We start from the raw sequence: 26,267 nt of genomic DNA, 5'->3' as shown, positions 1-26,267 counted from the left end.
GCGTGGGTGCCTGGTGTCCGTGCTGGGATTTCCCGGTGGGGGAACCGCCTCTTCTCTTCCGATGCGATCCTGGCCTGCCGTTCGTCCGTAACTCCTTTGTACCCTGTGACCTCGCCCACATCAAGGGTTATGTCATGCCTGGATCGATGCCGAAGGATGGGCCGGTCAGCGGCGTCGGTGTAGTACCCCGTACGTCAACGCGCCGGCCGCCAGTGCGGCAAGTCCGACCGCGGCTGTGGCGATCGCGGACCCCGTCGGTGACCCGGGAATCCGAGCGCGCATCGGCACCGGGTTCGAGAAAGTCAGTACTGGCCAACTGTTTTCGATGGAGTGTCGACGGAGACTGCGGTCGGGGTTGACGGCGGTGGGGTGGCCGACCGCCGTGAGCATCGGGAGGTCGGTTGACGAGTCGGAGTAGGCGTAGCACCGGCCGAGGTCGTATCCGCGGGCGATTGCCAAGGCGCGAATCACCTCGGCCTTGCCCTCGCCGTAGCAGTAGAACTCGAGATCTCCGGTGAACTTCCCGTCACGCACCGCCATCCGACTCGCGGCCGACAGGTCCGCTCCGAGCAGTCGGGCGATCGGCGCGACCACCTCCTCGCCCGAGGCCGACACAACGACCACGTCGTGGCCGCGGGCCTTGTGGTCCGCGATCAGGTCCGCGGCTTCGGCGAACACGAGCGGGTCGACGATGTCGTGCAGGGTCTCGGCGACGATCGTCTGTACCTGGTCGACGTCCCATCCCGCGCACATGTTGGTGAGGTGCACCCGCATGCGTTCGGTCTGATCGCGGTCCGCTCCGGACACCAGGAACAGGAACTGTGCGTAGGTGCTCTTGAGGACGGCGCGTCGGTTGATCAGGCCCTGAGCGAGGAAGGGTCTGCTGAACGCGAGGATGCTTGACCTGGCGATGATGGTCTTGTCGAGGTCGAAGAAGGCGGCGACACGCCGGGTGCCTGGCGCCTCACGCGTGGTCGTCGTCACGGCTACAGGGTAGTTGCCGGACCGGCAGGAGGACGGTCGAGCGGCAGGCCCGGCCGGAGGTGGACATGTGACCAGTTCAACTTGCGATTTCCGACTACGCGGGGTGTAGTATTCAAGTCGCCGGGACTTGATCCGGGTGTGTTCAGTCCGACCCCCCGGGACTGAACTCCGAAGACCCCCGCCTCCTCCCCCCCTGGCGGGGGTCTTCTTCGGTTTCGGCTGCCGTGTTTATCCACAGGCCCCGAAGTTCTCCACAATCGGCCATCACCCCCTGGCGGTCCGTCGCAGGCGACCGCAGGCTCGATGGCATGGACACACTCGGCAGCGGGGCGCCCCCCGTGCTCGCGATCACCGTCGACGACGCACTGGCCGCAGGCATTCGGCGTGCCGGGGCCGCGGCCGGACGCGACGTCCTCGAGCACCGGTCGGTGGTGCCGCGGGGTGCGTGGGTCGGTGCGGCGCACATCGTGGTGGACCGGGAGTCGGCGAAGGAGTGCGCGCTGTCGGGGTTGCCTCGGCGCGCCGGGATCCACCTGGTCTGCTCCGGGCCGCCCGATCTGCCCGACTGGCGGGTGGCGACCGAGGTCGGTGCGCAATCGGTGCTCGACCTGCCCGCCGCCGAGGCCGACCTGGTTTCGGCACTGGCCCGCCGGGTCGAGGGACGCGACGGCAGCGGCCCGGTCGTCGCCGTCATCGGTGGTCGTGGCGGAGCGGGTGCGTCGACGTTGGCCGCCGCGGTGGCCCTGACCGGGGCCGCCCGATTCCCGGACAGTCGCTCCCTGCTCGTTGACTGCGATGTCCTCGGCGGCGGTCTCGACCTGCTGCTCGGGGCCGAGCACCGGCCCGGGCTGCGGTGGCAGTCGCTGCACATCGAGGGTGGCGCGGTGTCGGCGTCGGCGCTGCACGCCGCGCTGCCCTCCGTCGGGGGCGGCGTGTCCGTGCTGTCCTGGGATCGGGGACCCGACCGTCTGGAACCGGGGGATGCGGCACTGAGGGCCGTCATCGAGGCCGGGCGGGCGGCTGGCGACGTGGTGGTGTGCGATGTGCCGCGCCACTCGCGCGGGGTCACCGAGACGGTCGTCAGCCTGGCCGACGCCCTGGTGGTGGTGGTCGGCGCGCAGGTTCGTGCGGTCGCCGCGGCCGAGGCGCTGCTCACCGCAATCCGCGGTCGGCATCCCAATCTTGTTGCAGTGGTGCGGGGCCCGTCGCCGGGGGGCCTGAGTGGTACCGAGGTCGAGGAGCTGCTCGGCGTTCCCGTCGTTGCCGCGATCCGGCCGGAGCCGCGCCTGGACGTCACGCTCGAACAGGGTGGGCTGCGGCTGCGCGGCCGATCCCCGCTGCGGCGTGCCGCAACGTCCGTGCTTGACCTCGTTTCGGCTGCGGGGGGCGCATCGTGAGCGGGTTGGTGTCCCCGGATCTCCTTGAGCGGGTCCGCGAACGGCTCGCTCACACGTCCGACGAACCGACCCCGGCTGCGGTGGCGGCGGCGATCCGCGCGGAGTCGTCCGGGGTGCTCGGCGACACCGACCTGCTGGACGCGATGCGGACCCTGCAGACCGAGCTGACCGGAACCGGGATCCTCGAGCCGCTGCTCGGCGAGTGCAACGTGTCGGACGTCCTGGTGACGGCTCCGGACGAGGTGTGGGTGGACCGGGGCAGTGGTCTGGAGCGCACCGACCTCGAGTTCGCCGACGAGGCGGCCGTGCGTCGACTCGCGCAGCGCCTGGCACTCGCGGCCGGTCGCCGACTCGACGACGCTCAGCCCTGGGTCGACGGCCGGTTGCCGGGGACCCCTGGCACGAACTTCGGGATCCGTCTGCACGCGGTGCTGGCCCCGGTGGCGCAGGCGGGGACCTGCCTGTCGCTGCGGGTGTTGAGGCCGGCGACCCAGGGCCTCGACATGCTGCGGCGATCCGGAAGCCTGACCGCGGAATCTCACGACCTGCTGCGTCGAATCATTGCTGCCCGGTTGGCGTTTCTCGTGGTCGGGGGCACCGGGGCGGGCAAGACCACCCTCCTCGCCGCGTTGCTGGCAACCGTGTCCCCGCGCGAGCGGATCGTGTGTGTCGAGGACGCCGCCGAACTGGCGCCGAGCCATCCGCACGTCGTTCGGCTGGTTGCCCGACCCGCGAATGTCGAAGGGATGGGGGAGGTGTCGGTGCGGCATCTGGTCCGGCAGGCGCTGCGGATGCGGCCCGATCGCATCGTCGTCGGTGAGGTGCGCGGTGCGGAGGTCGTGGATCTGTTGACCGCGCTGAACACCGGCCATGACGGCGGAGCGGGCACGGTGCACGCGAACTCGCCGGAGGAGGTGCCCGCGCGGCTCGAGGCGCTCGCCGCCCTCGGCGGGATGGACCGCGCCGCGCTGCACAGCCAGCTCGCCGCCGCGGTGCAGGTGATCCTGCACTGCCGCAGGGCCCCGAACGGGCATCGCGAGGTTGCCGAAATAGCAGTGCTGGAACGGGATCCTGGGAACGAGGTGGTGGTGGTGTCTGCCTGGCGCCCGGAGGGGTGGGGCCCGGGCGCCGACCACCTGCGGCTCCTGCTGGGCAGGGCCGAGCGGTGACTGCGGCGTTGATGCTCGGCGCGATCGCACTGCTCGTTGCGCCGGCCTCGGGTGCCCGACGCCGGCTGCGTCGACCGGTCGGGGACGCGGGATCGGCCCCCCGCGCGCTGCGCAGGAGTGCCCCGGCACTCGCCGCTGCTGTGGCAGCGGCTCTGGCGTTCGTCGAGCCGACGGCCGGTGCGGCCGCTGGGATCGTCCTGGCAACGCTGGTGCATCGAATCCGCCGTGGGCGTCGGCGTCGGCGCCGCGACGATCAGACGCGCTCGCTGCTGGCGGGACTCGAGGCGGCGGTCGCTGATCTGCGGGTGGGCGCCAACCCCGAGTCGGCATGCCTGGGCGCCGCCAAGGAGTCGACCGGTGCGGCATCCGAGGCCTTCCGGTCCGCCGCCGCGACCGCGCGACTCGGGGGCAGTGCGGCGCAGGGGCTCGTCGCGGGGGCGCAGAGGGGGCGGGACGCGGGAATCGAGACCGACGTCGAGCGCATCGCCGCCGCCTGGCGGATCGCCGAGCGTCACGGCATTGCGCTCGCCGATCTACTCGACGCGACGCGGTCGGATCTGGTGGCACGGATCAGATTTCGGTCGAGGGTCGAGTCCGGGCTGGCGGGTGCGCGGGCAACCGCTGCGGTGCTGGCCGGGCTTCCGCTGCTCGGTGTCGGGCTCGGGCAGATGACGGGTGCCGCACCGGTGCGGGTGCTCCTGTCCGGTGGTGTCGGCGGGACGCTCCTCGTGGTCGGCACCGCCCTGGCGTGCGGTGGACTTGCCTGGGCCGACCGGATCACCCAGCGGGTGTCGGCGTGATCGCGGCCGCGGGGCTTGCTCTCGCGCTGGCGGTGCTCGCTGCGCCGGGGCCGACCGTCGCCCGACGGCGAGTGCGGTCGGTGGTGTGCCGCGACACGCGTCGGGTGCCGCACCACCGCACGGTCGTCGAACCCCCGGACCCGCTTGCGGTCGCCGCCTGCCATGACCTGTTCGCGGCGTGCATGCGGGCGGGGTTGACGACCGCAGCCGCGGCGTCCGCTGTGTCGGAACGGGCCCCCGAACCGCTCGCAGGCGCGCTGCGTCGGGCCGCGAACCTGCTCGCGCTCGGGGCCGAACCCGACACCGCGTGGCAGCAGGCGAATTCGCATCCCGAGGTGGAGGCGCTGTCGCGGATCGCCCGCCGCTCGGCTCGCTCGGGTTCCGCGCTCGCGGAGGCAATGACCGAGCTCGCCGCCGATCAGCGTGCCGCCGTCGAGGACCGGGGGGTCGCCGCGGCCGAGCGAGCCGGAGTGCTGATCAGTGGGCCGCTCGGCCTGTGTTTCCTTCCCGCATTTCTGTGCCTGGGCATCGCGCCGGTCGTGATCGGCCTCGCCGCCGGTGTCCTGGACGGGGGCCTGCTGTGACCGCACATGGATGTCGCCGCGGAAGGGCCGTGGCGCAGATCAAGGGGGAATATCGTGTCGAACAACGGATTACGCACGATTCGCGCGGGGGCTCGTCAGTTGCGGTCGAGGCTGACGATCGCGATGGTCGCGGACGACGGCATGTCGACAGCGGAGTACGCGATCGGGACGATCGCCGCAGCGGCGTTCGGTGCGGTGCTGTACACCGTCGTCACCGGCGACAGCATCGTCTCCGCTCTGACCGGCATCATCGACAAGGCGCTCAGCACCTCGGTGTGACCCGCGCCCGCACCCCGGTGCTCGACGATCGGGGTGCGGTCACGGTCGAGGCGGCGATCGCCCTGTCAGCGATCGTGGTGGTCGTGATGCTCTGTGTCGCAGCGGTGCTCGCGGTGACCGCGCAGGTGCGCTGCATCGACGCCGCGCGGGAGGCGGCGCGGTTGGCGGCGCGTGGCGACCGGGACCGGGCGGTTCCGGTTGCGCGCCGGGTGGCGCCAGCGGGGGCCCGCATCGACCTGCAGGAGGCGGACGGTCTGGTGACGGTTCGTGTTCGGGTGGACGCCGCGCTGCTGCCCGCGCTTGAGGTGTCGGCGGAGGCGGTCGCGGTGCTGGAGGAGTCCGCGCCCGCGGAGGGGCCGGGATGAAGGACGAGCGGGGCTCGGCGAGCGTCCTGTCCTGCTTTGTGATGCTGGCGCTTGTCGCGGTCGTCGTCGCGGTCGGGCATGTCGGTTCGGCGGTGGTGGCCCGGCACCGGGCGCAGGCGGCCGCCGACCTCGGGGCGCTGGCGGCGGCGACCTCGGTCGAGCTCGGCGAGACCGGCGCCTGCGCGGCAGCCAGGGACCTTGCCGGGCGGATGGGCGGGGTGGTGCGGGACTGCCGCTTCGAGGGCTGGGACGCCATCCTGACCGTCACCGTCCCGGTGCCGGTCGGGACGGGGGCGGCGACCGCGGCGGCCCGGGCCGGTCCCGGCTGACTTCGGGCGCGGTCCGCAGCGACCGATCGGCAACACGCACAGATCCTTGTCGGCGCCCGAGAGCGGCAATGGCAGGATTCCCGGTGTGATCAAGACGTATCGTCCCGCACCGCGACTGCGGGCCCGTGCCGGGTAGCGCGGTATGAGAGTCGACGGACGGGAGGTCCCGGTTCACGGCAGGCTGCTGCAGCCGCTGCGACGGCGGACCAGCGACCAGCTGCGGGTGGTGCTGTCCGGGCTGGCCGTCGTGGCGGTGGTGGTGGTGTCGTACCTGACCCGCGGGCGGTGGGAGTCGCTGGAGAACTCGATCTCCGACCTCATCGGTGGTGCCTCCCCGGAACTGTCCAACCGCGTCTACTCCCTGTACGGCGTCGCGATCCTTGCGTTGCCATTCGCGATCCTGGTCGGCATCGTGTTCGGTCGGCGGTGGAAGCTCTTCGCCGGTTATGCCGCAGCGGCGCTGCTTGCCGGGGTCGCACTGTCGATCACCGGGGACGGGATCGCCGCACCCCAATGGCACCTCGACCTGAGCGAACACCGGGACACCTTCCTATCCCAGTTCCTTGACGACTCGCGATGGATCGCGATGCTCGCCGCGGTGTTGACGGTGTGTGGCCCGTGGTTGCCGCGCCGGTGGCGTCGGCTGTGGTGGGTACTGCTCCTCGCCTTCGTCCCGATCCACCTGTTCGTCAGTGCGACGGTCCCGGCCCGCGCCATGCTCGGGCTGACCGCCGGGTGGTTCGTCGGGGCGCTGGTGGTGCTGTTCGTCGGAACCCCGGCACTGGAGGTGCCCGTCGACCTCGCGTTGCGGGTGCTCGGCCGGCGCGGCCGCGGCGTGCAGGAGTTGACCGTCCTCAGCCCCGCCGGTCCGGGCCCGCTTGTGCTTGCCGCCCGCTGCCGCCTGGAGCCCGGAGCAGGCGTCGGGGACGGGCCCTTCCCGCCAGCGGAGCACCCCGCCGACACCGAGTCGTCCGGCGGCGAGGCGCCCGCCGTGACCGAGACGACGCTGATCCTCGACCTGTTCGGGCAGCATCAGCGCACCGAGGGCGTCGTCCGGCAGGCGGGCCGTTGGCTGACCCTCCGCAGTTCCGAGACACTGCCCCCGTTTGCGTCGCTGCGTCGTGCCGTGGAGCACCGGGCGCTGATGGCAACGGCGTTCGGCGCGCTCGATCTGGCCGCCAACGTCCCGATCGCGGTAGCGGTCCTGGACCGGGGGTGGATGATGTACGCGCACACCACCTCTCGGGGGGTGCCGCTCGACAGGTACGACCTCGGTCATCTCGCCGCGGCGTGGGAGGGGCTGAACCGACTGCACGCGCATCAGATGTCGCACGGAGACCTGCGCCCCGAGAACATCCGCATCGACGACGACGCCGCCCTGTTCGACGGGTTCGCGCGCACGGAGGTGGGGGCGTCCGATTCGCTGCTGCTCGCTGACGTCGCGCAGCTGCTGCTGGTGACCGCCGACCTGTACGGAGTCGAGCGGGCCGTGTCCGCGGCCGTCGACACCGTCGGGGCCGACCGGGTGATCGCCGCGTCCGGGCGGTTGACGCGGACCGCGACCCCGAATCGGATCCGGCGGGTGGTCCGCGATCCCGGCGCGCTGATGGCGGCGACCCGCGCCGAGGTCCGGGCCAGGACGGACACCGAGGTGATCCGGAACGAGCAGGTCACCCGCTTCTCCAGGAACCAGCTCATCCAGCTCGCGCTGCTGATCGGTCTGGTTTACGTCGCGTACCCGTTCGTCAGTCAGGTTCCGACCTTCCTGACCGAGATGGGGTCGGTGATCTGGTGGTGGGTGCTGCTCGGGTTGGCGGTGTCCGGGCTCACCTACGTCGGGGCGGCCGCCGCGCTGTGGGCGTGCGCGTCCGAGTCGGTGAACTTCCGGCACCTGACCGTCATGCAGTTCGCGAACACCTTCGCGGCCACCACCACCCCGGCCGGGGTCGGGGGACTCGCACTGAGCGTGCGGTTCCTGCAGCACAACGGCCTCGGCGGCGTCCGAGCCACCGCGGCGGTCGCCCTGCAGCAGACCGTGCAGGTGGTCACCCACATCGGGCTGCTGATCGTGTTCAGTGTCGCCGCGGGCAAGAGCGCGGACCTGTCGCACTTCATTCCCAGCGCCACGATCGTCTACCTGATCGCCGGTGTGCTGCTCGGGGTCGTCGGCGCGTTCATGGTGGTCCCGAAGCTGCGGCGCTGGCTGAGCGAGGATCTGCGCCCGCAGATCGCGGACCTGACGGCCGAGCTCGTGGACCTGGCGCGTGATCCCGGCCGGTTCCTGATCATTGTCGGCGGCTGCGCGGCAACCACGCTCGGCGCGGCCCTCGCGTTGTGGGCGAGCGTGGAGGCCTTCGGGGGCTCCGTCGCGTTCGTCACCGTCACGATCGTGACGATGATCGGTGGCACCCTCGCCTCCGCGGCGCCCACCCCCGGCGGCGTCGGTGCCGTGGAGGCGGCGCTGATCGGTGGCCTCGCCGCGTTCGGTGTCCCCGCCTCGATCGCGGTCCCCGCGGTGCTGCTGTACCGGGTGCTCACCTGCTGGCTGCCCGTCGTCATCGGCTGGCCCACCCTGCGCTGGCTGCAGCGCAACGACCTCGTCTAACCCCTCGGGGTGAGCCTAGGGGCGGTCAGCGGGGGAGGGTGCCCAGGACGACGGTGAGCAGGGCGACGGCGCCGGGCTTGTCGAGGGGGTTGTTGCCGTTGCCGCACTTGGGCGACTGCACACACGACGGGCAGCCCGCGACGCACTCGCAGGCATCGATCGCGTCGCGGGTCGCCGTCAACCAGTCCCGCAGTCGGGCGTGCCCGCGGTCCGCGAAGCCGGCACCGCCGGGATGCCCGTCGTAGACGAACACCGTCGGCAGCCCGGTGTCGGCGTGCAGCGCCGTCGACACGCCACCGATGTCGCCGCGGTCGCAGGTCGCGACCAGCGGCAGCAGTCCGATCGCCGCGTGCTCGGCGGCGTGCAGGGCACCGGGGAACCGGTCGGCGGTGATGCCCGCCGACTCAAGCAGGTCCGGGGTGACCGTGTACATCACGGCGCGGGTCGGGAGGGTCTGCTCGGGCATCGTCAGCTCCACCGCGTCGAGCACCTCGCCGGACGGCAACCGGCGCAGGTAGCCGACCACCTGGTGGGTGACCTCGACCTCGACCAGCGCGACGGTGACCGGTCCGTGGTCGGCCTGGTCGAGGACACCGGTGATGGTGATATCGGTGTTCTCGCGCGCCGATGTGGTCCATTCGGGTGTCTCGGGATGGACCAGCGCGAGGCCCTCGTCGAGGTCGAGGGTGTCGACGACGAACGATTCGCCCTGGTGCAGGTAGACGGCGCCGGGGTGGGTGGTGGCCGGTGCACGTCCGCCGTCGACGGTGCCGAGCAGGCGCCCCGAGTCGGCGTCGACGATCGCCACCTGATGCCCGACGCCGCCGCGGATGTCCACCGCCGCGTGCGGGTGGGATTCGGCGGTGACGAACCAGCCGTGCGCGCGCCGCCGGATCAGGCCCTGTGCGGCCAGCCCGGTCAGCAGGTCAAGGGCGCCGAACTCGGCCACCTCGCTGTCGCTGAGCGGAAGCTCCATCGCCGCGCAGAGGAGCTGAGGACCCAGCACGTAGGGGTTGCTCGGATCGGTGACGGTGGCCTCGACCGGCCTGTCCAGCAACGCGGCCGGGTGGTGCACGAGGTAGGTGTCGAGCGGGTCGTCGCGGGCGACCAGCACCACCAGGGATCCTTCACCCCGGCGACCGGACCGACCGGCCTGCTGCCAAAACGAGGCGACGGTACCGGGGAATCCCGCCACCACGACCGCGTCCAGCCCGGCGATGTCCACGCCCAGTTCCAGTGCGTTGGTGGTCGCGACGCCGAGCAGGGTGCCGTCGGCGAGCGCCGACTCGAGCTCGCGTCGGTCCTCGGCCAGGTAACCGGCCCGGTAGGCCGCAACCCGGCCGGCCAGGTCGGGGTCGACCTCGGCGAGGTGGCGCCGGGCGCCGATGGCGGTCAATTCCGCACCCCGGCGGGAACGGAGGAAGGTCAGCGTCCGGGCACCCTCGATCATCAGGTCGGCCATGATCCGGGCCGCCTCGCTGCTCGCGGCGCGCCGCACGGGGGCGCCGTTCTCCCCGGTGACGTCCTCGAGCAGTGGTGGCTCCCACAGGGCGACGGTCCGGGGGCCGTGCGGGGAGCCGTCGTCGACGACCTCCTCGCAGGGGGCGCCGATCAGCCGGGTGGCCGCGGCCGCTGGATCGGCGGTGGTGGCGCTGGCCAGGATGAACACCGGGTCGGCGGCGTACCGGCGGGCGATGCGGCGCAGCCTGCGCAGCACCAGCGCCACGTTGGAACCGAACACGCCCCGGTAGGAGTGGCACTCGTCGATCACCACGTAGCGAAGCCTGCGGAAGAAGTGCGACCACCGCTGATGCGAGCGGAGCATGCCGACGTGCAGCATGTCGGGGTTGGTGAACACCCACCGCGAGTTGGCCCGCACCCAGTGGCGTACCTCCTGCGGGGTGTCACCGTCGAACGCGGCGGGGTGGACGTCGGCGAGTTCGTCGGCCTCGTCGCACAGGGCGATGACGGCGCGGATCTGGTCGGCGCCGAGGGCCTTCGTCGGCGCCAGGTACAGCGCCGTGGCCCTCGGGTCGTCGGCGAGTGCGGTCAGCACCGGGAGCTGGTAGGCGAGGGACTTTCCGGACGCGGTTCCGGTGGCGACGACCACGTTGCTGCCCGCGGCGGCGAGGCTCGCTGCCCGCGCCTGATGGGTCCACGGTTTCGGGATGCCGATCGCGCCAAATGCCGACACCACCCGCGGGTTCGCCCAGTCCGGCCAGTCGGCGCGCCGGGATTCGCGGGCGGGCAGGTCGGCAACATGGGTGAGGGGGTCGTCGTTGGCCGTGGTTCCGGCGAGGACTCGATCGAGGAGTTGACGTCCGTAGCTCTCGCCCACTGCGTGATCTCCGAGTTCTGTGTTGACCAGATCGCACTGTCCGACCTGGGGTTTTGATGCTACTGTTGGCGCCGATTCGCGCGGGCATCGAGGCCCGTCTTCGGTACGTCGGTGGCGCTGAGCTGCGGTTACCAGCCGGTAGAAGGCAACAAGATCATTTCTTTATGGATTTTCGACTGTTGCAGTCGGGAGAAGCGTGGTTGACTAACACGCGGTCGCAGCTTCTGTGTTCGTGTACGCGCTCGCAGGACGATGTTGCGAGCGCGGTGCTCGATGCTTTTCCTGAGGGGGAAATCAGCGGTACAGCGGTCGGAACCGGCCCGGCGGGCTGTGAGCGCCGTCCGCCGCATCCGGTGTTAGAAAGAGAAGGAAAAGCATGGCACAGGGCACTGTGAAGTGGTTCAACGCGGAGAAGGGCTTCGGCTTCATCGCACCCGAGGATGGCTCCGCTGACGTCTTCGTCCACTACTCCGAGATCCAGGGCAGCGGCTTCCGCACCCTCGAGGAGAACCAGCGCGTCGAGTTCGAGGTCGGCCAGGGCACCAAGGGCCCGCAGGCCACCGGCGTTCGCGCCATCTGATTCGCCTGTAACCAGGTACGAATCTCTCGTCCCCCGCCACCGTACGGTGCCGGGGGACGAGTCGTGTTCGCGGGCGCCCGCGACCGCCGCGCGTCGCGTGCGCTGAAAAACCGTGCTGGACGGGATTACTGTCCCAGATGTGAACCAGCTGTCGTTCTTCTCCGCGGAGACGGTGCCCCCCGAGGTGTCCGACCTCGACGGCCTCCTCGCAGGCCCCGGGCAGATCGTGGCCGCCGCGGACCGGGCCAGGCTCTCGGTGGTCGTCGACTCCGAGTGGCGGGCCGCGGCCGTGGCCGAGATGATCGAGGACGCGGGCCTGGTCGCCGAACTCACCCATTCGGACGAGGGCAGCCCGCTGGTCCGGACCGCGTCCGTCCCCGACCTCGCGGTGCTGGCCGTCCGCTGGACGCGGGGTGCGGTCAAGTCGGTGCCACCCGGATGGGTGCCGGGGCCCCGCGCCCTCCGCGCGTGGGCGCTCGCCGCGGGGCACGCGGAGAACGACGGCGACCGGTTCGTCCTCGGGCTCGATCCGCGGGCCCCCGACACCCACCCGATCCTTGCCCAGTCGCTGATGCGCGCGGGTATCGCGCCGACGCTGTTCGGGACCCGCGGCGCAACCCCGGGCCTGCGCATCGTCGGCCACCGGCGCCTCACCCGGCTACTCGAGAACATCGGCGGGCCACCACCCGGGGCGGCGGCGTCGGCGGCGTGGCCCCGGGTGTAAAACGGTCGTCGCGGATCTGATCTGCGAGGATTGATCCGCGATGTGTCACCCTGGTAGCCGGGTGAACGCTCGAAGTACAGGTCGAGAAAGGTGCAGGCAGGGACGTGGCAACTCGGGACAAGGACACGGCGGGGGACACCACCACCGCTGCCGGCCGGAGGCGTCGGCTCGTGATCGTCGAGTCGCCGACGAAGGCCCGTAAAATCGCCCCTTACCTGGGTAAGGACTATGTCGTCGAGGCGTCGGTCGGGCACATCCGCGACCTGCCCCGCGGCGCGGCGGACGTGCCCGCGAAGTTCAAGGGCGAATCCTGGGCGCGGCTCGGCGTCAACGTCGACCACGACTTCGAGCCCCTGTACGTCGTCAGCCCCGACAAGAAGTCGAAGGTCACCGAGCTCAAGGGTCTCCTCAAAGACGCCGACGAACTCTTCCTCGCGACCGACCCCGACCGGGAGGGCGAGGCCATCGCCTGGCACCTCCTTGAGACTCTCAAGCCGAAGATCCCGGTCCGCCGGATGGTCTTCCACGAGATCACCAAGCCCGCGATTCTCGCCGCGGCCGAGGACACCCGCGACCTCGACCAGGACCTGGTCGACGCGCAGGAGACCCGCCGCATCCTGGATCGGCTGTACGGCTACGAGGTCAGCCCGGTGCTGTGGAAGAAGGTCATGCCGAAGCTGTCGGCGGGCCGCGTGCAGTCGGTGGCGACCCGCGTCATCGTGCAGCGCGAACGCGAGCGCATGGCGTTCAACTCCGCCGAGTACTGGGACATCGCCGCCACCCTCGACGCGGGCGCGTCCGCCAGCCCGCGGGCCTTCGGCGCCCGGCTGGTCGCGGTCGACGGCAACCGTGTCGCCACCGGACGCGACTTCGGTGCCGACGGCGCGCTCAAGTCGACGGGTGTGACGGTGCTGAACGAGGCCGCCGCGCGGACCCTCGCGGAGGCACTGCACGGCGTCGACCTGACCGTGGCGTCCGCCGAGGACAAGCCGTACACCCGCAAGCCGTACGCGCCGTTCATGACGTCGACGCTGCAGCAGGAGGCGGCCCGCAAGCTCCGCTTCTCGTCGGAGCGGACCATGCGCACCGCGCAGCGGCTGTACGAGAACGGCCACATCACCTACATGCGTACCGACTCGACGACCCTGTCCGAGTCGGCGATCAACGCGGCCCGCGCGCAGGCCACCGAGCTGTACGGCGCCGAGTACGTCAGCCCGTCGCCGCGGCAGTACACCCGCAAGGTGAAGAACGCGCAGGAGGCGCACGAGGCGATCCGGCCCGCCGGTGACGTGTTCGCGACGCCGGGCCAGCTGCATAGCCAGCTCGGCACCGACGAGTTCAAGCTGTACGAGCTGATCTGGCAGCGCACCGTCGCCTCGCAGATGCAGGATGCCCGCGGCACCACCCTGACGCTGCGGATCACCGGCACCGCGGGCACCGGAGAGGAGTGCACCTTCTCGGCGTCCGGCCGGACCATCACCTTCCCCGGATTCCTCAAGGCGTACGTCGAATCCGTCGACGAGGAGGCCGGCGGCCAGTCCGACGACGCCGAGTCCCGGCTGCCGGTGCTGGTCGCGGGCCAGGGCGTCACGGCCACCAAGCTGGACCCGGACGGGCACGCGACCAACCCGCCCGCCAGGTTCACCGAGGCCAGCCTGATCAAGACGCTCGAGGAACTCGGCATCGGCAGGCCCTCGACCTACTCGTCGATCATCAAGACGATTCTGGACCGCGGCTACGTATACAAGCGGGGCAGCGCGCTGGTCCCGTCGTGGGTGGCGTTCGCGGTGATCGGCCTGCTCGAGGCGCACTTCGGCAGGCTCGTCGACTTCGACTTCACTGCCGCAATGGAGGACGACCTCGACGAGATCGCCGGGGGTCGCGAACAGCGCGGAAACTGGTTGTCCGGCTTCTACTTCGGTGGCGACGAGGGGCCGGAGGGTTCGGTTGCCCGGGCCGGTGGACTGAAGAAGATGGTCGGTGAGAACCTCGAGGGCATCGACGCCCGCGAGGTGAATTCGATCCGCCTGTTCGACGATGCCGAGGGCCGCGAGGTGCACGTGCGGGTCGGCAGATTCGGCCCGTACCTGGAACGGATGGTCGTCAACCCGGACGACCCCGACGGTGATCCGATCTCGCAGCGGGCGAACCTGCCCGATGACCTGCCGCCCGACGAGCTCACCCGGGAGTACGCGGAGAAGCTGTTCGCGACCCCGCAGGACGGCCGCAAGCTCGGGGTCGACCCGCTGACCGGACACGAGATCGTCGCGAAGGAAGGCCGCTTCGGCCCCTACGTCACCGAGATCCTGCCGGAACCCGAGCCCGAACCGACGCCGGAACCGGACATCGTTCCGGTGCCCGCCGACACCGGGGAGGCCGCCGCTGCATCATCGGGCGGCACCGCCGCCGCATCATCGGGCGGCACCGCCGCCGCATCATCGGGCGGCACCGCCGCCGTCGCGACGAAGGCGCCCGCGAAGAAGGTGGCGAAGAAGGCAGCCAAGAAGGCGACGGGCCCGAAGCCGCGGACCGGATCGCTGCTCAAGTCGATGGACGTCGCGACCGTGACCCTGGAGGACGCGCTGCGTCTGCTGTCGCTGCCGCGGGTCGTCGGCGTCGACCCCGAGTCGAAGGACGAGATCACCGCGCAGAACGGCCGATACGGCCCGTATCTGAAGAAGGGCACCGATTCCCGGTCGCTGGCGACCGAGGAGCAGATGTTCACCGTCACCCTTGAGGAGGCGCTGAAGATCTACGCCGAGCCGAAGCGGCGGGGACGGCAGGGTGCCGCGACGCCGCCGCTGCGCGAGCTCGGCAACGACTCGGCGACGGACAAGCCGATGGTGATCAAGGACGGCCGCTTCGGCCCCTATGTCACCGACGGTGAGACCAACGCCAGCCTGCGCAAGGGCGACGAGGTGGAGACCATCACCGACGAGCGCGCTTCGGAACTGCTGGCGGACAGGCGTGCTCGCGGACCGGTGAAGAAGAAGGCCGCCGCGAAGAAGGCGCCAGCGAAGAAGACGGCGGCGAAGAAGACGGCGGCGAAGAAGGCTCCGGCGAAGAAGGCCGCCGCCAAGAAGGCGCCAGCGAAGAAGCCCGCAGCCGAGGACTGACGCAACCGGGGGTGTCGGTGTACCGGGAACTGCCTGTCGCGCTGCCCGGCACCGTCGCCTGGGCGGTGGACCGGGTCGGGGGAGAGGGCGCGGTCGTGCTCCCCGACGGGTGCATGGACCTGATCTGGCACGACGGCGGCTTCCTCGTCGCTGGCCCCGACACCCGGGCGCATCGGACCACGGCAGCGGGCCCACGCGCGATCGGGTTGCGCTTTGCCTCGGGGCTCGGGCCGACGGTGCTCGGGGTGGCCGCGAACGAGCTGCGCGACACCAGGGTTCCGCTGTCCGCGCTGTGGCCGGACGCCGCGGTGCGCCGATTGGCCGGCATCGCGTCCCAGGATCCGCTCGGCGCCCTCGTCGGCGAGGTGCGGCGCCGCCTCGACCCGGCCGGGCTGCCGGTCGAGATGGCTATCGCGGCCCGGTTGTCGACGGGGGCGGCGGTGTCCGCGGTCGCCGCCGAACTGGGCTGGAGCACCCGGCGTCTGCACCGGACGTCGGTGTCCGCGTTCGGGTACGGACCGAAGACCCTGGCCCGAGTGCTGCGCTTCGACCGGGCGCTGGCCGCGGCGCGGGCCGGGCATCCGTTCGCGGACGTCGCCGTCGCCACCGGCTACGCCGATCAGGCCCACCTGGCACGGGAGGTGCGGGCGCTGAGCGGAACGTCGCTGTCGGGCCTGGTGTCTCAGCCGGGCAGCGCGGCGAAGAGGTCGACGTGGTTGCCGTCGGGGTCGGTGACCGTCGCGTAGCGCTGGCCCCAGAAGGCGTCGAACGGCGCGAGCGCCGATGTCCCGCCCGCGGCAAGCAACTCCGTGTGCACCGCGTCCACGGCCTCCGGGCTGCCGCAGTCGAACGCAAGGGACGCCCCGCCGCCTGCGCCGTGCACGTAGTCGGGGTCGAGGGAGCGGACCGTGTCGACGGTGTCGAACGCGAGGCGCAGCCCGCCGGGCAGCGGCACCTCCACGTGGGGCTGGCCCGCCGCGTCCTCGGGGATCTCCAATCCGAGACGGCGGTAGAAGTCGAAGGCGCGGGACAGGTCGGCGGCGACGAGCCCGATCACGGCGATTCGTGGTGTCATGACTCGACCGTAGGTGGTGGCCCGTGCGTGGTCTTGAACGTTTCGGACGCCCGCCCCGGCGCGCCGCCGACACATCCGGTGTCGGCGCAGGCCGTTAGGCTGGGCGGCATGGCGGGAGTGTTCGATCGGCTGGTCGGCCAGCGGGATGTGGAGGTCGAACTCATCGCTGCCGCGACGGCGGCGCGCGGCGGGACCGAGTCGGCGGGTTCCCTGATGACGCACTCGTGGCTGTTCACCGGTCCGCCCGGGTCGGGGCGTTCGATCGGCGCGCTGTGTTTCGCGGCGGCGCTGCAGTGCACCGGGGACGGGGAGCCCGGCTGCGGCCGGTGCCACGCCTGCGCCACCGTCCTCGCGGGAACCCACGGCGACGTGCGGCGGGTGGTCCCCGAGGGACTGAGCATCAGCGTCAAGGAGATGCGCGAGATCGTGCAGATCGCGGCCCGCCGCCCCAGCACCGGGCGCTGGCAGGTGATGATCATCGAGGATGCGGACCGGCTCACCGAGGGCGCCGCGAATGCGCTGCTGAAGGTGGTCGAGGAGCCGCCGGAGCGGACCGTTTTCCTGCTCTGCGCGCCGTCCGAGGATCCCGAGGACATCTCGGTGACGCTGCGGTCGCGGTGCAGGCACGTTGGACTGGTCACCCCGTCCGTCGATGCGATCGCCGCCGTGCTCCGCGAGACCGACGGACTCGACGAGCAGGCGGCGCTCGAGGCGGCCCGGATCAGCGGCGGTCACGTCGGCCGGGCCCGGCGCCTTGCCACCGACGACGCGGCCCGCCGCCGTCGCGACCAGGGGCTCGCGCTCGCCTCCGCGGCGACCCGGTGGTCGACCCGGTTCTCCGTCGCCGAGGAACTGGTTCGGGAACTCGACGCCGAGGCGAAGGAACTCAACGCGGAGATCAACGATCGCGAGACCGAGGAGCTGCGGACCGCGCTCGGAGCCGGCGGCACCGGCAAGGGAGCCGCCGGGGCGCTGCGCGGCTCGGCGGGCGCGCTCAAGGACCTCGAGCGGCGGCAGAAGTCGCGGGAGACCCGGATGAAGCGGGACGGCCTCGACCGCGCGCTGATCGACCTCGCAGGCCTGTACCGGGATGCGCTCGCCGTTGCGCTCGGATCCACCGCAACGCTCAACCATCCCGACCGGGAGGAGCAGGCACGCAAGATGGCGATGATCGGCAGTCCGGACGCGTTGTTGCGGTGCGTCGAGGCGGTGCTGGAGTGCCGCGAGGCCCTCGACGTCAACGTCAAACCCCAGTTCGCGATGGCCGCGATGATGGCGAAGCTGGGGGCCGAGCTGGGCTGACGACCCGGTTTTCGTGTTTGGCGGGGGAGCGGATAGACTTCCGCTTGCTCGGCCGCGAGGCCGGGTGCGCTGCCTTAGCTCAGTCGGTAGAGCATTTCACTCGTAATGAAAAGGTCGAGAGTTCGATTCTCTCAGGCAGCTCAGCGAAGCCCCAGGTGTGTCCCCGGACCTCCTGGGGTTTTCTGTTTCCACCCGACCCGCCGTGGTGGCTGGTTAGCCTGCCGGGATGAACAAGGCGATGGTGGCGGGGCTCGGGGCCGTGCTGGTGCTCGTTGCGGGGTGTGGCGGCGGCGGGTCGGAGCAGGCTCCCGCGCCGACTGAGGCGGCGGCTGCGACGGTTCACCGGATTGGGGAGGACGTCGAGGGCGGCGGGGTTGTCGTGAACGTGACCTCGGTCCGGACGGACACCACGGTCGGGGACCGGTCCGCGCCAGCCGGGCAGAAGTACGTCGTGCTGGACGCCCGGGTCACCAACAACACCGATGCCGGGCTTGATCTGAGTTGCGGCACCGCGATCGGCCACCGACTGGTCGACGACCAGCGCAGGCGCTTCGACGTGATCCCGGGGCTCGCGTCGGTGCCCGGCAACCCGCCGTGTGCGGAGCTCGTCGCGGTCGGTGCGACGGGGCAGGTCGGTTGGGTGTTCGAGGTGCCCGCCGATTCGACACCGGTGGCGTTCGGGTTCTACGACACCGCCAGCCAGCAGCCGACCGAGCCGCAGGTCATCGATCTCACGGCGAGCTGATCCGGTGCGCGCTCGGCAGCGCCGGGTGAGTTGTCAACAGGGGTGGGGAATTTCTTTCCGCAGGTAGACGGGCGGGTGTTGCTGTGTGGTCACCAGAATTCCCCAGGTTGTCCACAGTCGCGGGGGAGTTGTGCAGAGGCCGCGCCCGAGTTGTGCACAGCTCCTGTGGACAACCGTCAGCGGGTGATGTGACCGAGGATCACGGCATGCGCGTGATGCGCCTTCTCGGTGCCGCGGAAGTCCGCCTCGAAGGTGTCCGGCCCCGCGGTGAGCGCAACGCTGCTGGATGAGAAGAACTCGCCGGCCCACGACCTGTTGCTGAGCAGCGAGACCGAGCGGATGTTCCGGTACGGGATCGAGGTGATCGCCGTGCGCTTTCCGACGAAGCTGCGGTCCTGGATCACCACCCGCAGGTTCGTCAGGCCGAGGAAGCCGGTCCCCGCGCCGGTGCAGTCGTACACCGCGACGACCTCCTCACCCTGCAGCAGGTCCTGCTGGACCTGCTGCAGCTGATCCGCCTTGTCGAAGATCGGTTGGTCCGGCACGGGAGGGTCCTTCCGGTTGCGGAGGCGTGATGAGGAAGTCGGCCGCAATCTAACCCCGCCGGGGAAGCCGGACAACCATCCGCGACGGGGCGCGCCGATGGCGGGTTCGGGCTACGTTGTCCGTACGCCGTCCCGGACGGAAAGGACCCCACGCGATGACGGATCAGCCGCCGGGTTTCCCGCCTCCACCGGCTCCGCGCTACGCGACACCCCCGATGCCCGCCTACCCGTACGCGTCGTGGTGGTCCAGGGTCGGCGCCTACCTGCTCGACGGCATCGTGGTGCCGCTCGCGGGCTATGTCGTCGCGGGCATCGGGGCGTTCGTCGCGTTCAAGGACGCGGGCACCACGACCACCACCTACGGGGGCGACCACTACACCAGTAGGACCGTCGAGACCACCGGCGTCAGCGGTGCCGGGATCGCGGTCTTGGCCGCGGGCATCCTGTTCGCGCTCGCGCTGGTGGTGTGGAACATGGTGTTCCGGCAGGGGCGCACCGGGCAGTCGGTCGGCAAGTCGTGGCTGGACATCGCCGTGGTCCGGGAGGTCGACGGGCGCCCGCTCGGACCGGGAATGGCCCTCGTGCGATGGCTGGTGCTCGTCGTCCTCGGTGACGCATGCTTCCTGAATTTCCTGTGGCCGCTGTGGGATGCGCGGCATCGGTGCTGGCACGACATGCTGGTCTCGTCGGTGGTGACCCGCACCGCATGAGCACAGCGGAAGGCGTCGTGCCTGCCCCGGCAGCGGCACGGGCAAGGGGCCTCGCCGGGCCCGCCGGGCTCGCGCTCGCCGGGGTGGCGTTCGCCGTGCTGCTCCGGCTGCGTGATCCCCGGGTGCCGGGTGCCTACGGTTTCTGTCCGTTCCGGGCCCTGACCGGACTCTGGTGCCCGGGGTGCGGGGGCCTGCGCGCGGCGGGCCACCTCACCAACGGTGAGGTGCTGGCGTCGCTGGCGAGCAACCCGTTCGTTGCGCCGCTGGCCCTCGTGCTGGTGCTGGCCTGGCTGGGGTGGGTGCGCCGCAGGTGGCGCGGCGCGGACGGGAGGATGATCGTGTTGTCGCCTGCCGCGTCGGTGATGGTGCTCGCCGCCCTCGGCGGGTTCACGATCGTCCGCAACACCCCGTGGGGTTCGGTGCTCGCACCGACCTGAGCAGGAACCGCAGGAGAACGGAGGTTCGTCGCATGGCCATGGAGATTTTCTCGCTGATCGTGCTCGTCGGCGCGCTGATCATGCTCATCCCGGTGGCCCGCAAGGTCTTCCGCAGGCACGACGACTGACGCCGCGGGCTGGGCTCGACACGGGCGCCGCGCGGGGTCATGCTCAGGCATGGCCGAAACGCTGCGCGACCGGGTCCGGGAGAAGCTGCTTCGACAGATCGCCGAGGACGGCGGCTCACCGTCGGAGGGCGCCGACGACGACGATCCGCGCCTCGTCGCCCTCGACGACGACCTCGCCGCCCTCGAGCGGGCGCCGGACGGTGATCCGGTGATCGAGCGGCTCGCGGAGAAGTACTGGGTGCCCTGACCGCACCACCGATGAGTCCGTGGGCGCCGGGCGGTCTACCCGTCGACGGCACTAACGGCACACGGGAGGACGCCATGGGTCTCATCGAGATCGAACTGTTCACCACCCTCGACCTGGTCGGGCAGGCGCCGGGCAAGCCCGACGAGGACCCGATCGGGTTCGCGTTCGGGGGGTGGCAGGCTCCGCTGCTGGACGAGGTCGCGGGCGCGCAGGTCGAGGCCGCGTACGAGGGCACCGACGCCCTGCTGCTCGGCCGCCGGACCTACGACATCTTCGCCGCCTACTGGCCGCACCAGGAGGAGGGCGGGATCGCCACGCTGTTCAACGGGATCCCGAAGTACGTTGCCTCCCGCGGCGCACCCGACCTGTCCTGGTCCGGCTCCACCCGGCTCGGTCCGGACCTGGCGGCCGCGGTGCGGGAGGTCCGGGACCGGCACCACCACGTGAAGGTCGTCGGCAGCCTCAACCTGGTACAGACCCTGCTGCGGGAGCGGCTGTTCGACCGTCTCGATCTGTGGGTGCACCCGATTGTGCTTGGCGCCGGGAAGCGGGTCTTCGACGGCGGCGCGATCCCCGCCAACCTCACTCTCCGCGAACCGCCGGTGGCCAGCCCGAACGGTGTCGTGTACCTGCGGTACGGGCTCGCCGATGGCGTGCCGGGGACGGGGGACATGTCCGCCCCCGGCCGGGGAACCGGCCCGGACTGACGACCCGCGCACCGGCAACTGTTTCGCAAGGCGTATAAATACATCTTGTGTCTAAGTTGCATTCGGCGTCCGAGCAGGTCTACCGCGAGGTGAAGGAACGGATCCTGTCCGCGACCCTCCCCGGCGGTGAGCTCATCAGCGAGGGCGAGATCGCCGCGGAGATGGGAACCAGCCGCACCCCGGTCCGGGAGGCGTTCCTGCGCCTCGAGGTCGAGGGCTGGATGCGGCTGTACCCGAAGCGGGGCGCGCTGATCGTGCCCGTCGCCGACGGCGAGACCGAGCACGTGATCTCGGCGCGGCGCCTCGTCGAGTCGGACGCCGCCCGCGTCGTCCTCGCGCGCGACGACGCTGCCCGAGCCGGTCTGGTGCGGGCGCTGCGCGACAATCTCGACGCCCAGCGCGCCGCCGCCGCTGCGGGCGACGTCGGCGAGTTCAGTTGGCTCGACGCCGACTTCCACGGGCTGATCGTGCGGGCCGCGGGCAACCCGCTGCTCGTCACCTTCTACACCAGCCTGCGGGAGCGGCAGCGGCGGATGACCGCCCGGTCACTGGCCCGCGACCCCCTGCAGCTGCGGTCGATCATCGACGACCACATGCTCCTCGCCGACCTGATCGCCGCGGGCGACCCGGACGGGTTCGCGGCCGCCGTCGACGTCCACATGCGCCGCGTGCACGGGCTGCCGCTCCCCGGCGGCGACGACCGGCGGACCGGGCAGGGCGACAGATGAGCGTCCGGCTCGACACCCGCTGCGAGGCGCCCGCCCGCACCCGACGCCGGGTCCCGCCGTGGGCACTGATCTCGGCCGCCATGTTCGCGGTCGCGTGGGGCGGCAACGAGTTCACCCCGCTGCTGGTGATGTACCGCCTGGATCACGGCTACTCACCCGTCGTGGTGGACGTCTTCCTGTTCGCCTACGTGCTCGGCATCGTGCCAGCGCTGCTGATCGGCGGGCCACTGTCGGACCGGCTCGGCAGGCGCCCGATCATGCTGCCCGCCCCGTTCGTCGCGGCCGCCGGCTCGGTGGTGCTTGCCGTCGGCGCCGACAGCGCGGCCCTGCTCGTGCTCGGCCGGATTCTCAGTGGTGTCGGGCTCGGGCTGGGCATGGCGGTCGGCGGGAGCTGGCTCAAGGAGCTGTCGGTGCCGCCGTGGGACCACCGGGCCGGTGTCGGGGCGGGGGCGCGTCGCGCCGCGATGAGCCTGACCGCCGGGTTCGCGATCGGTGCCGGTGTCGCTGGCGTCCTCGCACAGTGGGCGCCGTGGCCGAGCGCATTCGCGTACGTCCTGCACATCGCCCTCGCGGTCGGTGCCGGGATCGCGCTGCTCGCCGCGCCGGAGTCGCGGGCAGCGACCCCGCGCGAGTCGCGCGCCCCGCTCATCGAGGACCTCAGGATTCCGGCCGCAGGGCACCGGCGGTTCTGGCTGGTGGTGGTGCCCGTCGCACCGTGGGTGTTCGGCGCGGCGAGCTGCGCGTACGCGGTGCTGCCGTCGCTGATGGCCGAGCACAGCGGGGGCACGCCGATCGCGTTCTCCGCGCTGCTGTGCGTGGTCGCGCTGGGCTGTGGTTTCGCCATCCAGGCCCTGGGCAGGCGCATCGACACCCCGCGCAGCGCCCGAGCGGTGATCGTTGCGCTGGTGATCCTGGTGGCCGGCATGGCACTCGGTGCCGTCGCCGCGGACCGGCTGACGGTGCCGCTGGCCCTGCTCGCCGCCGCGGTCCTCGGCGGTGGGTACGGCATGGCGCTGGTCGCGGGCCTGCAGGAGATCCAGCGGATCGCCAGGCCCGACGACCTGGCGGGCCTGACCGCGGTGTTCTACTCGTTCACCTACATCGGATTCGCGGTCCCGGCCGCGCTCGCGGTCGTGGTCCAGTCGTGGCCGACCGCCGTTGGCTACCCGGCGCTCTTCCTGCTCGGCGCCGCCGTCGCCGCGGGCTGCCTGATCCTGGTCGCGGTGAGCAGCCGGTCGCACCTTCCCGAGCGCTGACCCGGGGCGACCGGCCCCGAAATTTGTTGCCGGACGGTCGGTTTGTCGAGGGTCCCGCGGATCCGCCGATCCGACGCATCGTGGCGTGAACGTGACCGGCCGGGGCCGGGTCCGGGGTACCGTGGCGATGGGATCGGGAGAATGAGAGTGACGCCACGATGTCGCCCGCGGTCCGGGGCAAGGCGGGAAACCTTCCCCACGAATTGACCAGCTTCGTCGGCCGCCGCCGAGAGTCAACGGAGGCGCGGCGGTTGCTCGCGGCCTCCCGTCTGGTCACGCTGACCGGCATCGGGGGCGTCGGAAAGACCCGGCTGGCGTTGCGGGTCGCCGAGGAATCGCGGCGGGCGTTCCCGGACGGCGTGTGGCTCGCCGAACTGGGGCCGCTGTCGTCGCCGGACATGGTGGAGGACGCGGTGTCGTCCGCGCTCGGGGTGCGGGAGTTGATGCCGCATCAACCGTGGTCGCTCGCGGATCACCTCGCGGACCGGCACCTGCTGCTCATCCTCGACAACTGTGAACACCTCCTGGATGCGGTCGCGGAATTGGCGGGTTCGCTGCTGCGCGGCTGCCGGGAACTGCGCATCCTGGCCACCAGCCGGGAGCCGCTCGGAATCGCCGGCGAGGCCGTGCTGCGGGTGCCGCCGCTCGCGGTCCCGGACCCGGATCGGCCGCAGCGACGGCGCGGCACCCCGCGCTACGAGTCGGTGGTCCTGTTCGAGGAACGGGCAGGCGCGGCGGTGCCCGGCTTCGGCGTCACCGACGACAACCGGGCCGCGGTGACGCGGATCTGTCAGCGGCTCGACGGGCTGCCGCTGCCGATCGAACTGGCGGCAGCCCGGCTGCGGGCGATGTCGCCCGATCAGATCCTGCAACGCCTCACCGACCGGTACCGGCTGCTCGGCGTCGGGATCCGCGGCGCACCAAGTCGGCAGCAGACGCTGCGCCTGTGCATCGACTGGAGCCACGAACTGTGCACCCCGCCCGAGCGGGAACTGTGGGGTCGGCTGGCGGTCTTCGCTGGCCGGTTCGAACTCGACGCCGCCGCCGCGATCTGCGGCGAGGGCATCGACCCGGACGAACTATTCGACCTGGTCGCCTCGCTCGTCGACAAGTCGATCCTCAACCGCGACGACGACGGGTACCGGATGCTCGAGACGCTGCGGGACTACGGCGCGGACCGGCTCGCGGAGAGCGGTGAACGCGACCGACTGCTCCGCAGGCACCGGGACTGGTACGAGAAGCTGGTGCTGCGGGCGGAGGCGGAATGGGTGGGTGCCGATCAACTGATGTGGCTGGCCCGGCTGCACGCGGAGCGGCCCAACATGCGCGCGGCGATGCGCTTCTGCCTCGCCGACCCCGCCGAGGCGGAGGCGGGACTGAGGATCGCCTCGGCGATGGGGCACTACTGCCTCTCCCGCGGCCAGATCCAGGAGGGGCGGCACTGGCTCGATGCGGCGCTCGAGCACCAGGGTGGCGCGCCGACCGCGGCGCGGGTGCGGGCGCTGTGCACCGACATTCTTCTGGCGGGCAACCAGGGCGAGGTGGTCGCTGCCGCGGCCCGGCTCGCGGAGGCGCGGGCCGCCGTCGCCGCGCTCGCCGATCCGTGGCTCGAGGGGTTGCTCGCGCACGCCGAGGGCTACCTCGCGGTGTTTTCCGGGGACCTGCAGCGCGCGCTCGACCGCTTCCGACGCGCCCTGTCCGGCCTGCGTGTCGACGCGCACTCGGTGCCGTATATCTCGTCGCTGCTCGGGATCGCGCTCGCGCACGCCGTGCTCGGTGACCTTGACCGGGCCGCCGCCTTCCAGGAGCAGGCGCTGGCCATCACCGAACCGAGCGGGGAGAGCCTGTACCGGTCGTATTCCCTGTGCATCCTCGGCCTCGCGTACATACGCACCGACCGGAACCGGGCCCGCACCCTGCTCGAACAGGGCCTCGACCTCGACCGGAAGTCGGACGACGTGGTCGGGACCGCGATCTCGGTGGAGGCGCTGGCGTGGATCGCCGACCTCGACGGCGATCAGGGTCGGGCCGCGGTCCTGCTCGGCGCCGCGCAGGCAATGTGGCATGCCGTCGGTAGCGCGGGCGTCACGGTGCCCGCCCTCCGCGAGTTCCACGAGCAGTGCATGGAACGAACCCGTCGGGGGCTCGGCGACCGGGCGTTTGCGGTCGCCTTCCGGCGCGGCGCGGACTCGGCGTTTGAGGACACCATCGCGCACGCCCTCGGGGAGCAACCGGTGACGCCGGTGCCGACCGAGACGGTGCTGACGCGGCGCGAACGGCAGGTCGCCGACCTTGTCGCGCGGGGCATGACCAACCGGGCGATCGCCGAGGCCCTCGTCATTTCCCGCCGCACCGCGGAGGGTCACGTCGAACACGTGCTGACCAAACTCGGGTTCAACTCGCGCAGCCAGATCGCGGCGTGGGTGGCCGAGCGGAAGGGCTCGAACGTTCCTGACCTGGGCTGACGGGTGCCTGCGTCGGGTCGGGTCGGCGCCAGGTACGTGCCGACCGAAAACAGGTATGTGACCGGGTACATCGGCCGTCGTGCCGCGGCGCGGGGCCGGGCATCGTGGAACATGACAGATCCAGCGCTCCAAGCCGAGGTACGTCTGATGATCGAAACCACGCTTCAGCCGGTCGCGACCGCGTTGATGATCCGCAGCTGCGACAACTGTGCGACCCTCCTGGCACCCGACACCCTGACCTGCCCGGACTGCGGGTGCACCGACCTCACCGCGGTGCCGTCCTGCGGTGCCGGATCGATCGTCTCCTGCACGGTCGTGCACTGCACGACCCGACACGGCATTCATCCCGGCTTCGTGGAGTGCACGATCGCGATCGTCGAACTCGACGACGGACCGTGGACCTACGCGTGGCTCGAGGGCGGGCCGCCGGAGCATTCCAGCGACCGGGTCCGGGTCCGCTTCGCACACGAGGAACCGGGCGAGCGGTTCCCGTACTTCGTTCGGGCCGCTTAGGGCATGTCTCCCAATCCCCATTTCGGCGCACCTGGCGTCCAATCGCCGCCCGGCGGCGTTGTCGTCGGCGCCGATACAACAGCGGTATCGGCTTCTCCTCCGCCTTCCCGGACGACGATTGTCCGGCCAGGTGCATCCG

The 26,267-nt window shown here is 71.3% G+C and carries 26 protein-coding genes and 1 tRNA gene; 23 read left to right on the top strand and 4 right to left on the bottom strand.

Annotation, left to right across the window (positions count from 1 at the left end; genetic code table 11):
- Nucleotides 1-165: 165 nt before the first annotated feature.
- On the bottom strand, nt 166-984 hold the full coding sequence (locus tag ACFWQG_RS10425) for an HAD family hydrolase (RefSeq protein WP_378507533.1): 819 nt from the start codon (nt 982-984) through the stop codon (nt 166-168).
- A gap of 308 nt (nt 985-1,292) precedes the next feature.
- Between ACFWQG_RS10425 and ssd the strand changes: the two genes are divergently transcribed.
- The 8 genes from ssd to ACFWQG_RS10385 all read left to right on the top strand — a co-directional run bounded on the left by ssd (nt 1,293) and on the right by ACFWQG_RS10385 (nt 8,512).
- A complete protein-coding gene (gene ssd, locus ACFWQG_RS10420; protein ID WP_378507532.1) occupies nt 1,293-2,381 on the top strand; it encodes a septum site-determining protein Ssd in 1,089 nt (362 codons plus the stop codon).
- Nucleotides 2,378-3,550, top strand: a complete 1,173-nt coding sequence (locus ACFWQG_RS10415; protein ID WP_378507531.1) for a TadA family conjugal transfer-associated ATPase — start codon at nt 2,378-2,380, stop codon at nt 3,548-3,550. Before ssd ends, ACFWQG_RS10415 begins: the two co-directional genes overlap by 4 nt.
- Entirely contained in the window at nt 3,547-4,350 is an 804-nt protein-coding gene (locus tag ACFWQG_RS10410) for a type II secretion system F family protein (RefSeq protein WP_378507530.1), read from the top strand. The genes ACFWQG_RS10415 and ACFWQG_RS10410 overlap by 4 nt, the downstream gene beginning before the upstream one ends.
- Nucleotides 4,347-4,934 (top strand): type II secretion system F family protein, encoded by a 588-nt coding sequence (locus ACFWQG_RS10405; RefSeq protein ID WP_378507529.1) that lies wholly within the window; start codon nt 4,347-4,349, stop codon nt 4,932-4,934. The genes ACFWQG_RS10410 and ACFWQG_RS10405 overlap by 4 nt, the downstream gene beginning before the upstream one ends.
- Before the next feature lie 123 nt (nt 4,935-5,057).
- Nucleotides 5,058-5,213: a DUF4244 domain-containing protein gene (locus tag ACFWQG_RS10400; protein WP_378507551.1), complete on the top strand. Its 156-nt coding sequence runs from the start codon at nt 5,058-5,060 to the stop codon at nt 5,211-5,213.
- A complete protein-coding gene (locus tag ACFWQG_RS10395; protein WP_378507528.1) occupies nt 5,210-5,578 on the top strand; it encodes a TadE family type IV pilus minor pilin in 369 nt (122 codons plus the stop codon). The genes ACFWQG_RS10400 and ACFWQG_RS10395 overlap by 4 nt, the downstream gene beginning before the upstream one ends.
- Nucleotides 5,575-5,907: an Rv3654c family TadE-like protein gene (locus ACFWQG_RS10390; protein WP_378507527.1), complete on the top strand. Its 333-nt coding sequence runs from the start codon at nt 5,575-5,577 to the stop codon at nt 5,905-5,907. Before ACFWQG_RS10395 ends, ACFWQG_RS10390 begins: the two co-directional genes overlap by 4 nt.
- A gap of 142 nt (nt 5,908-6,049) precedes the next feature.
- Entirely contained in the window at nt 6,050-8,512 is a 2,463-nt protein-coding gene (locus ACFWQG_RS10385) for a lysylphosphatidylglycerol synthase domain-containing protein (RefSeq protein WP_378507526.1), read from the top strand.
- A gap of 25 nt (nt 8,513-8,537) precedes the next feature.
- Here ACFWQG_RS10385 and ACFWQG_RS10380 read toward each other — a convergent pair whose 3' ends face one another.
- Nucleotides 8,538-10,850, bottom strand: a complete 2,313-nt coding sequence (locus ACFWQG_RS10380) for a DEAD/DEAH box helicase (RefSeq protein ID WP_378507525.1) — start codon at nt 10,848-10,850, stop codon at nt 8,538-8,540.
- A 376-nt stretch (nt 10,851-11,226) separates the two neighbouring features.
- Here ACFWQG_RS10380 and ACFWQG_RS10375 point away from each other — a divergent pair, with 376 nt between their 5' ends.
- The 4 genes from ACFWQG_RS10375 to ACFWQG_RS10360 all read left to right on the top strand — a co-directional run bounded on the left by ACFWQG_RS10375 (nt 11,227) and on the right by ACFWQG_RS10360 (nt 16,016).
- The gene (locus ACFWQG_RS10375; RefSeq protein WP_005515803.1) at nt 11,227-11,430 is read left to right on the top strand and encodes a cold-shock protein; all 204 of its coding nucleotides are present in this window, start codon (nt 11,227-11,229) and stop codon (nt 11,428-11,430) included.
- A 139-nt stretch (nt 11,431-11,569) separates the two neighbouring features.
- Nucleotides 11,570-12,154, top strand: a complete 585-nt coding sequence (locus tag ACFWQG_RS10370) for a hypothetical protein (protein WP_378507524.1) — start codon at nt 11,570-11,572, stop codon at nt 12,152-12,154.
- Nucleotides 12,155-12,258: 104 nt separating this feature from the next.
- A complete protein-coding gene (topA, locus tag ACFWQG_RS10365; RefSeq protein ID WP_378507523.1) occupies nt 12,259-15,270 on the top strand; it encodes a type I DNA topoisomerase in 3,012 nt (1,003 codons plus the stop codon).
- Nucleotides 15,271-15,281: 11 nt separating this feature from the next.
- Nucleotides 15,282-16,016, top strand: a complete 735-nt coding sequence (locus ACFWQG_RS10360) for a helix-turn-helix domain-containing protein (protein ID WP_378507522.1) — start codon at nt 15,282-15,284, stop codon at nt 16,014-16,016.
- On the opposite strand, the gene ACFWQG_RS10355 is transcribed toward ACFWQG_RS10360, so the two are convergent.
- Nucleotides 15,953-16,345, bottom strand: a complete 393-nt coding sequence (locus tag ACFWQG_RS10355) for a VOC family protein (RefSeq protein ID WP_378507521.1) — start codon at nt 16,343-16,345, stop codon at nt 15,953-15,955. The two genes, ACFWQG_RS10360 and ACFWQG_RS10355, sit on opposite strands and share 64 nt — an antisense overlap.
- Nucleotides 16,346-16,453: 108 nt before the next feature.
- On the opposite strand from ACFWQG_RS10355, the gene ACFWQG_RS10350 reads away from it, so the two are divergent.
- The 3 genes from ACFWQG_RS10350 to ACFWQG_RS10340 all read left to right on the top strand — a co-directional run bounded on the left by ACFWQG_RS10350 (nt 16,454) and on the right by ACFWQG_RS10340 (nt 18,392).
- A complete protein-coding gene (locus ACFWQG_RS10350; RefSeq protein ID WP_378507520.1) occupies nt 16,454-17,647 on the top strand; it encodes a DNA polymerase III subunit delta' in 1,194 nt (397 codons plus the stop codon).
- Nucleotides 17,648-17,715: 68 nt separating this feature from the next.
- A tRNA-Thr gene (locus tag ACFWQG_RS10345) sits at nt 17,716-17,788 on the top strand.
- Nucleotides 17,789-17,873: 85 nt separating this feature from the next.
- Nucleotides 17,874-18,392, top strand: a complete 519-nt coding sequence (locus ACFWQG_RS10340; RefSeq protein WP_378507519.1) for a hypothetical protein — start codon at nt 17,874-17,876, stop codon at nt 18,390-18,392.
- 176 nt (nt 18,393-18,568) lie between these two features.
- On the opposite strand, the gene ACFWQG_RS10335 is transcribed toward ACFWQG_RS10340, so the two are convergent.
- Complete coding sequence (locus tag ACFWQG_RS10335) at nt 18,569-18,937, bottom strand: hypothetical protein (RefSeq protein WP_378507518.1); 369 nt, start codon at nt 18,935-18,937, stop codon at nt 18,569-18,571.
- Between the two features lie 155 nt (nt 18,938-19,092).
- Between ACFWQG_RS10335 and ACFWQG_RS10330 the strand changes: the two genes are divergently transcribed.
- The 8 genes from ACFWQG_RS10330 (at nt 19,093) to ACFWQG_RS10295 (ending at nt 26,128) form a co-directional block, all read left to right on the top strand.
- Complete coding sequence (locus ACFWQG_RS10330; RefSeq protein ID WP_378507517.1) at nt 19,093-19,647, top strand: RDD family protein; 555 nt, start codon at nt 19,093-19,095, stop codon at nt 19,645-19,647.
- Complete coding sequence (locus tag ACFWQG_RS10325) at nt 19,644-20,084, top strand: DUF2752 domain-containing protein (protein WP_378507516.1); 441 nt, start codon at nt 19,644-19,646, stop codon at nt 20,082-20,084. Before ACFWQG_RS10330 ends, ACFWQG_RS10325 begins: the two co-directional genes overlap by 4 nt.
- Before the next feature lie 177 nt (nt 20,085-20,261).
- The gene (locus ACFWQG_RS10320) at nt 20,262-20,459 is read left to right on the top strand and encodes a hypothetical protein (protein WP_378507515.1); all 198 of its coding nucleotides are present in this window, start codon (nt 20,262-20,264) and stop codon (nt 20,457-20,459) included.
- 74 nt (nt 20,460-20,533) lie between these two features.
- A complete protein-coding gene (locus ACFWQG_RS10315) occupies nt 20,534-21,166 on the top strand; it encodes a dihydrofolate reductase family protein (RefSeq protein ID WP_378507514.1) in 633 nt (210 codons plus the stop codon).
- A 47-nt stretch (nt 21,167-21,213) separates the two neighbouring features.
- Nucleotides 21,214-21,894: a GntR family transcriptional regulator gene (locus ACFWQG_RS10310; RefSeq protein WP_378507513.1), complete on the top strand. Its 681-nt coding sequence runs from the start codon at nt 21,214-21,216 to the stop codon at nt 21,892-21,894.
- The gene (locus ACFWQG_RS10305) at nt 21,891-23,150 is read left to right on the top strand and encodes an MFS transporter (RefSeq protein WP_378507512.1); all 1,260 of its coding nucleotides are present in this window, start codon (nt 21,891-21,893) and stop codon (nt 23,148-23,150) included. The genes ACFWQG_RS10310 and ACFWQG_RS10305 overlap by 4 nt, the downstream gene beginning before the upstream one ends.
- Before the next feature lie 158 nt (nt 23,151-23,308).
- Nucleotides 23,309-25,615 (top strand): ATP-binding protein, encoded by a 2,307-nt coding sequence (locus ACFWQG_RS10300; protein ID WP_378507511.1) that lies wholly within the window; start codon nt 23,309-23,311, stop codon nt 25,613-25,615.
- Nucleotides 25,616-25,762: 147 nt separating this feature from the next.
- Entirely contained in the window at nt 25,763-26,128 is a 366-nt protein-coding gene (locus tag ACFWQG_RS10295) for a Zn-ribbon domain-containing OB-fold protein (protein ID WP_378507510.1), read from the top strand.
- The last annotated feature ends 139 nt before the right edge of the window (nt 26,129-26,267 follow it).

The sequence above is a fragment of the Rhodococcus sp. NPDC058532 genome (assembly GCF_042719255.1).
Taxonomy (GTDB): Bacteria; Actinomycetota; Actinomycetes; order Mycobacteriales; family Mycobacteriaceae; genus Rhodococcus_G.
Note: the sequence above shows the minus strand (reverse complement) of the source record. Positions and strands in the feature narration are given on the sequence as shown.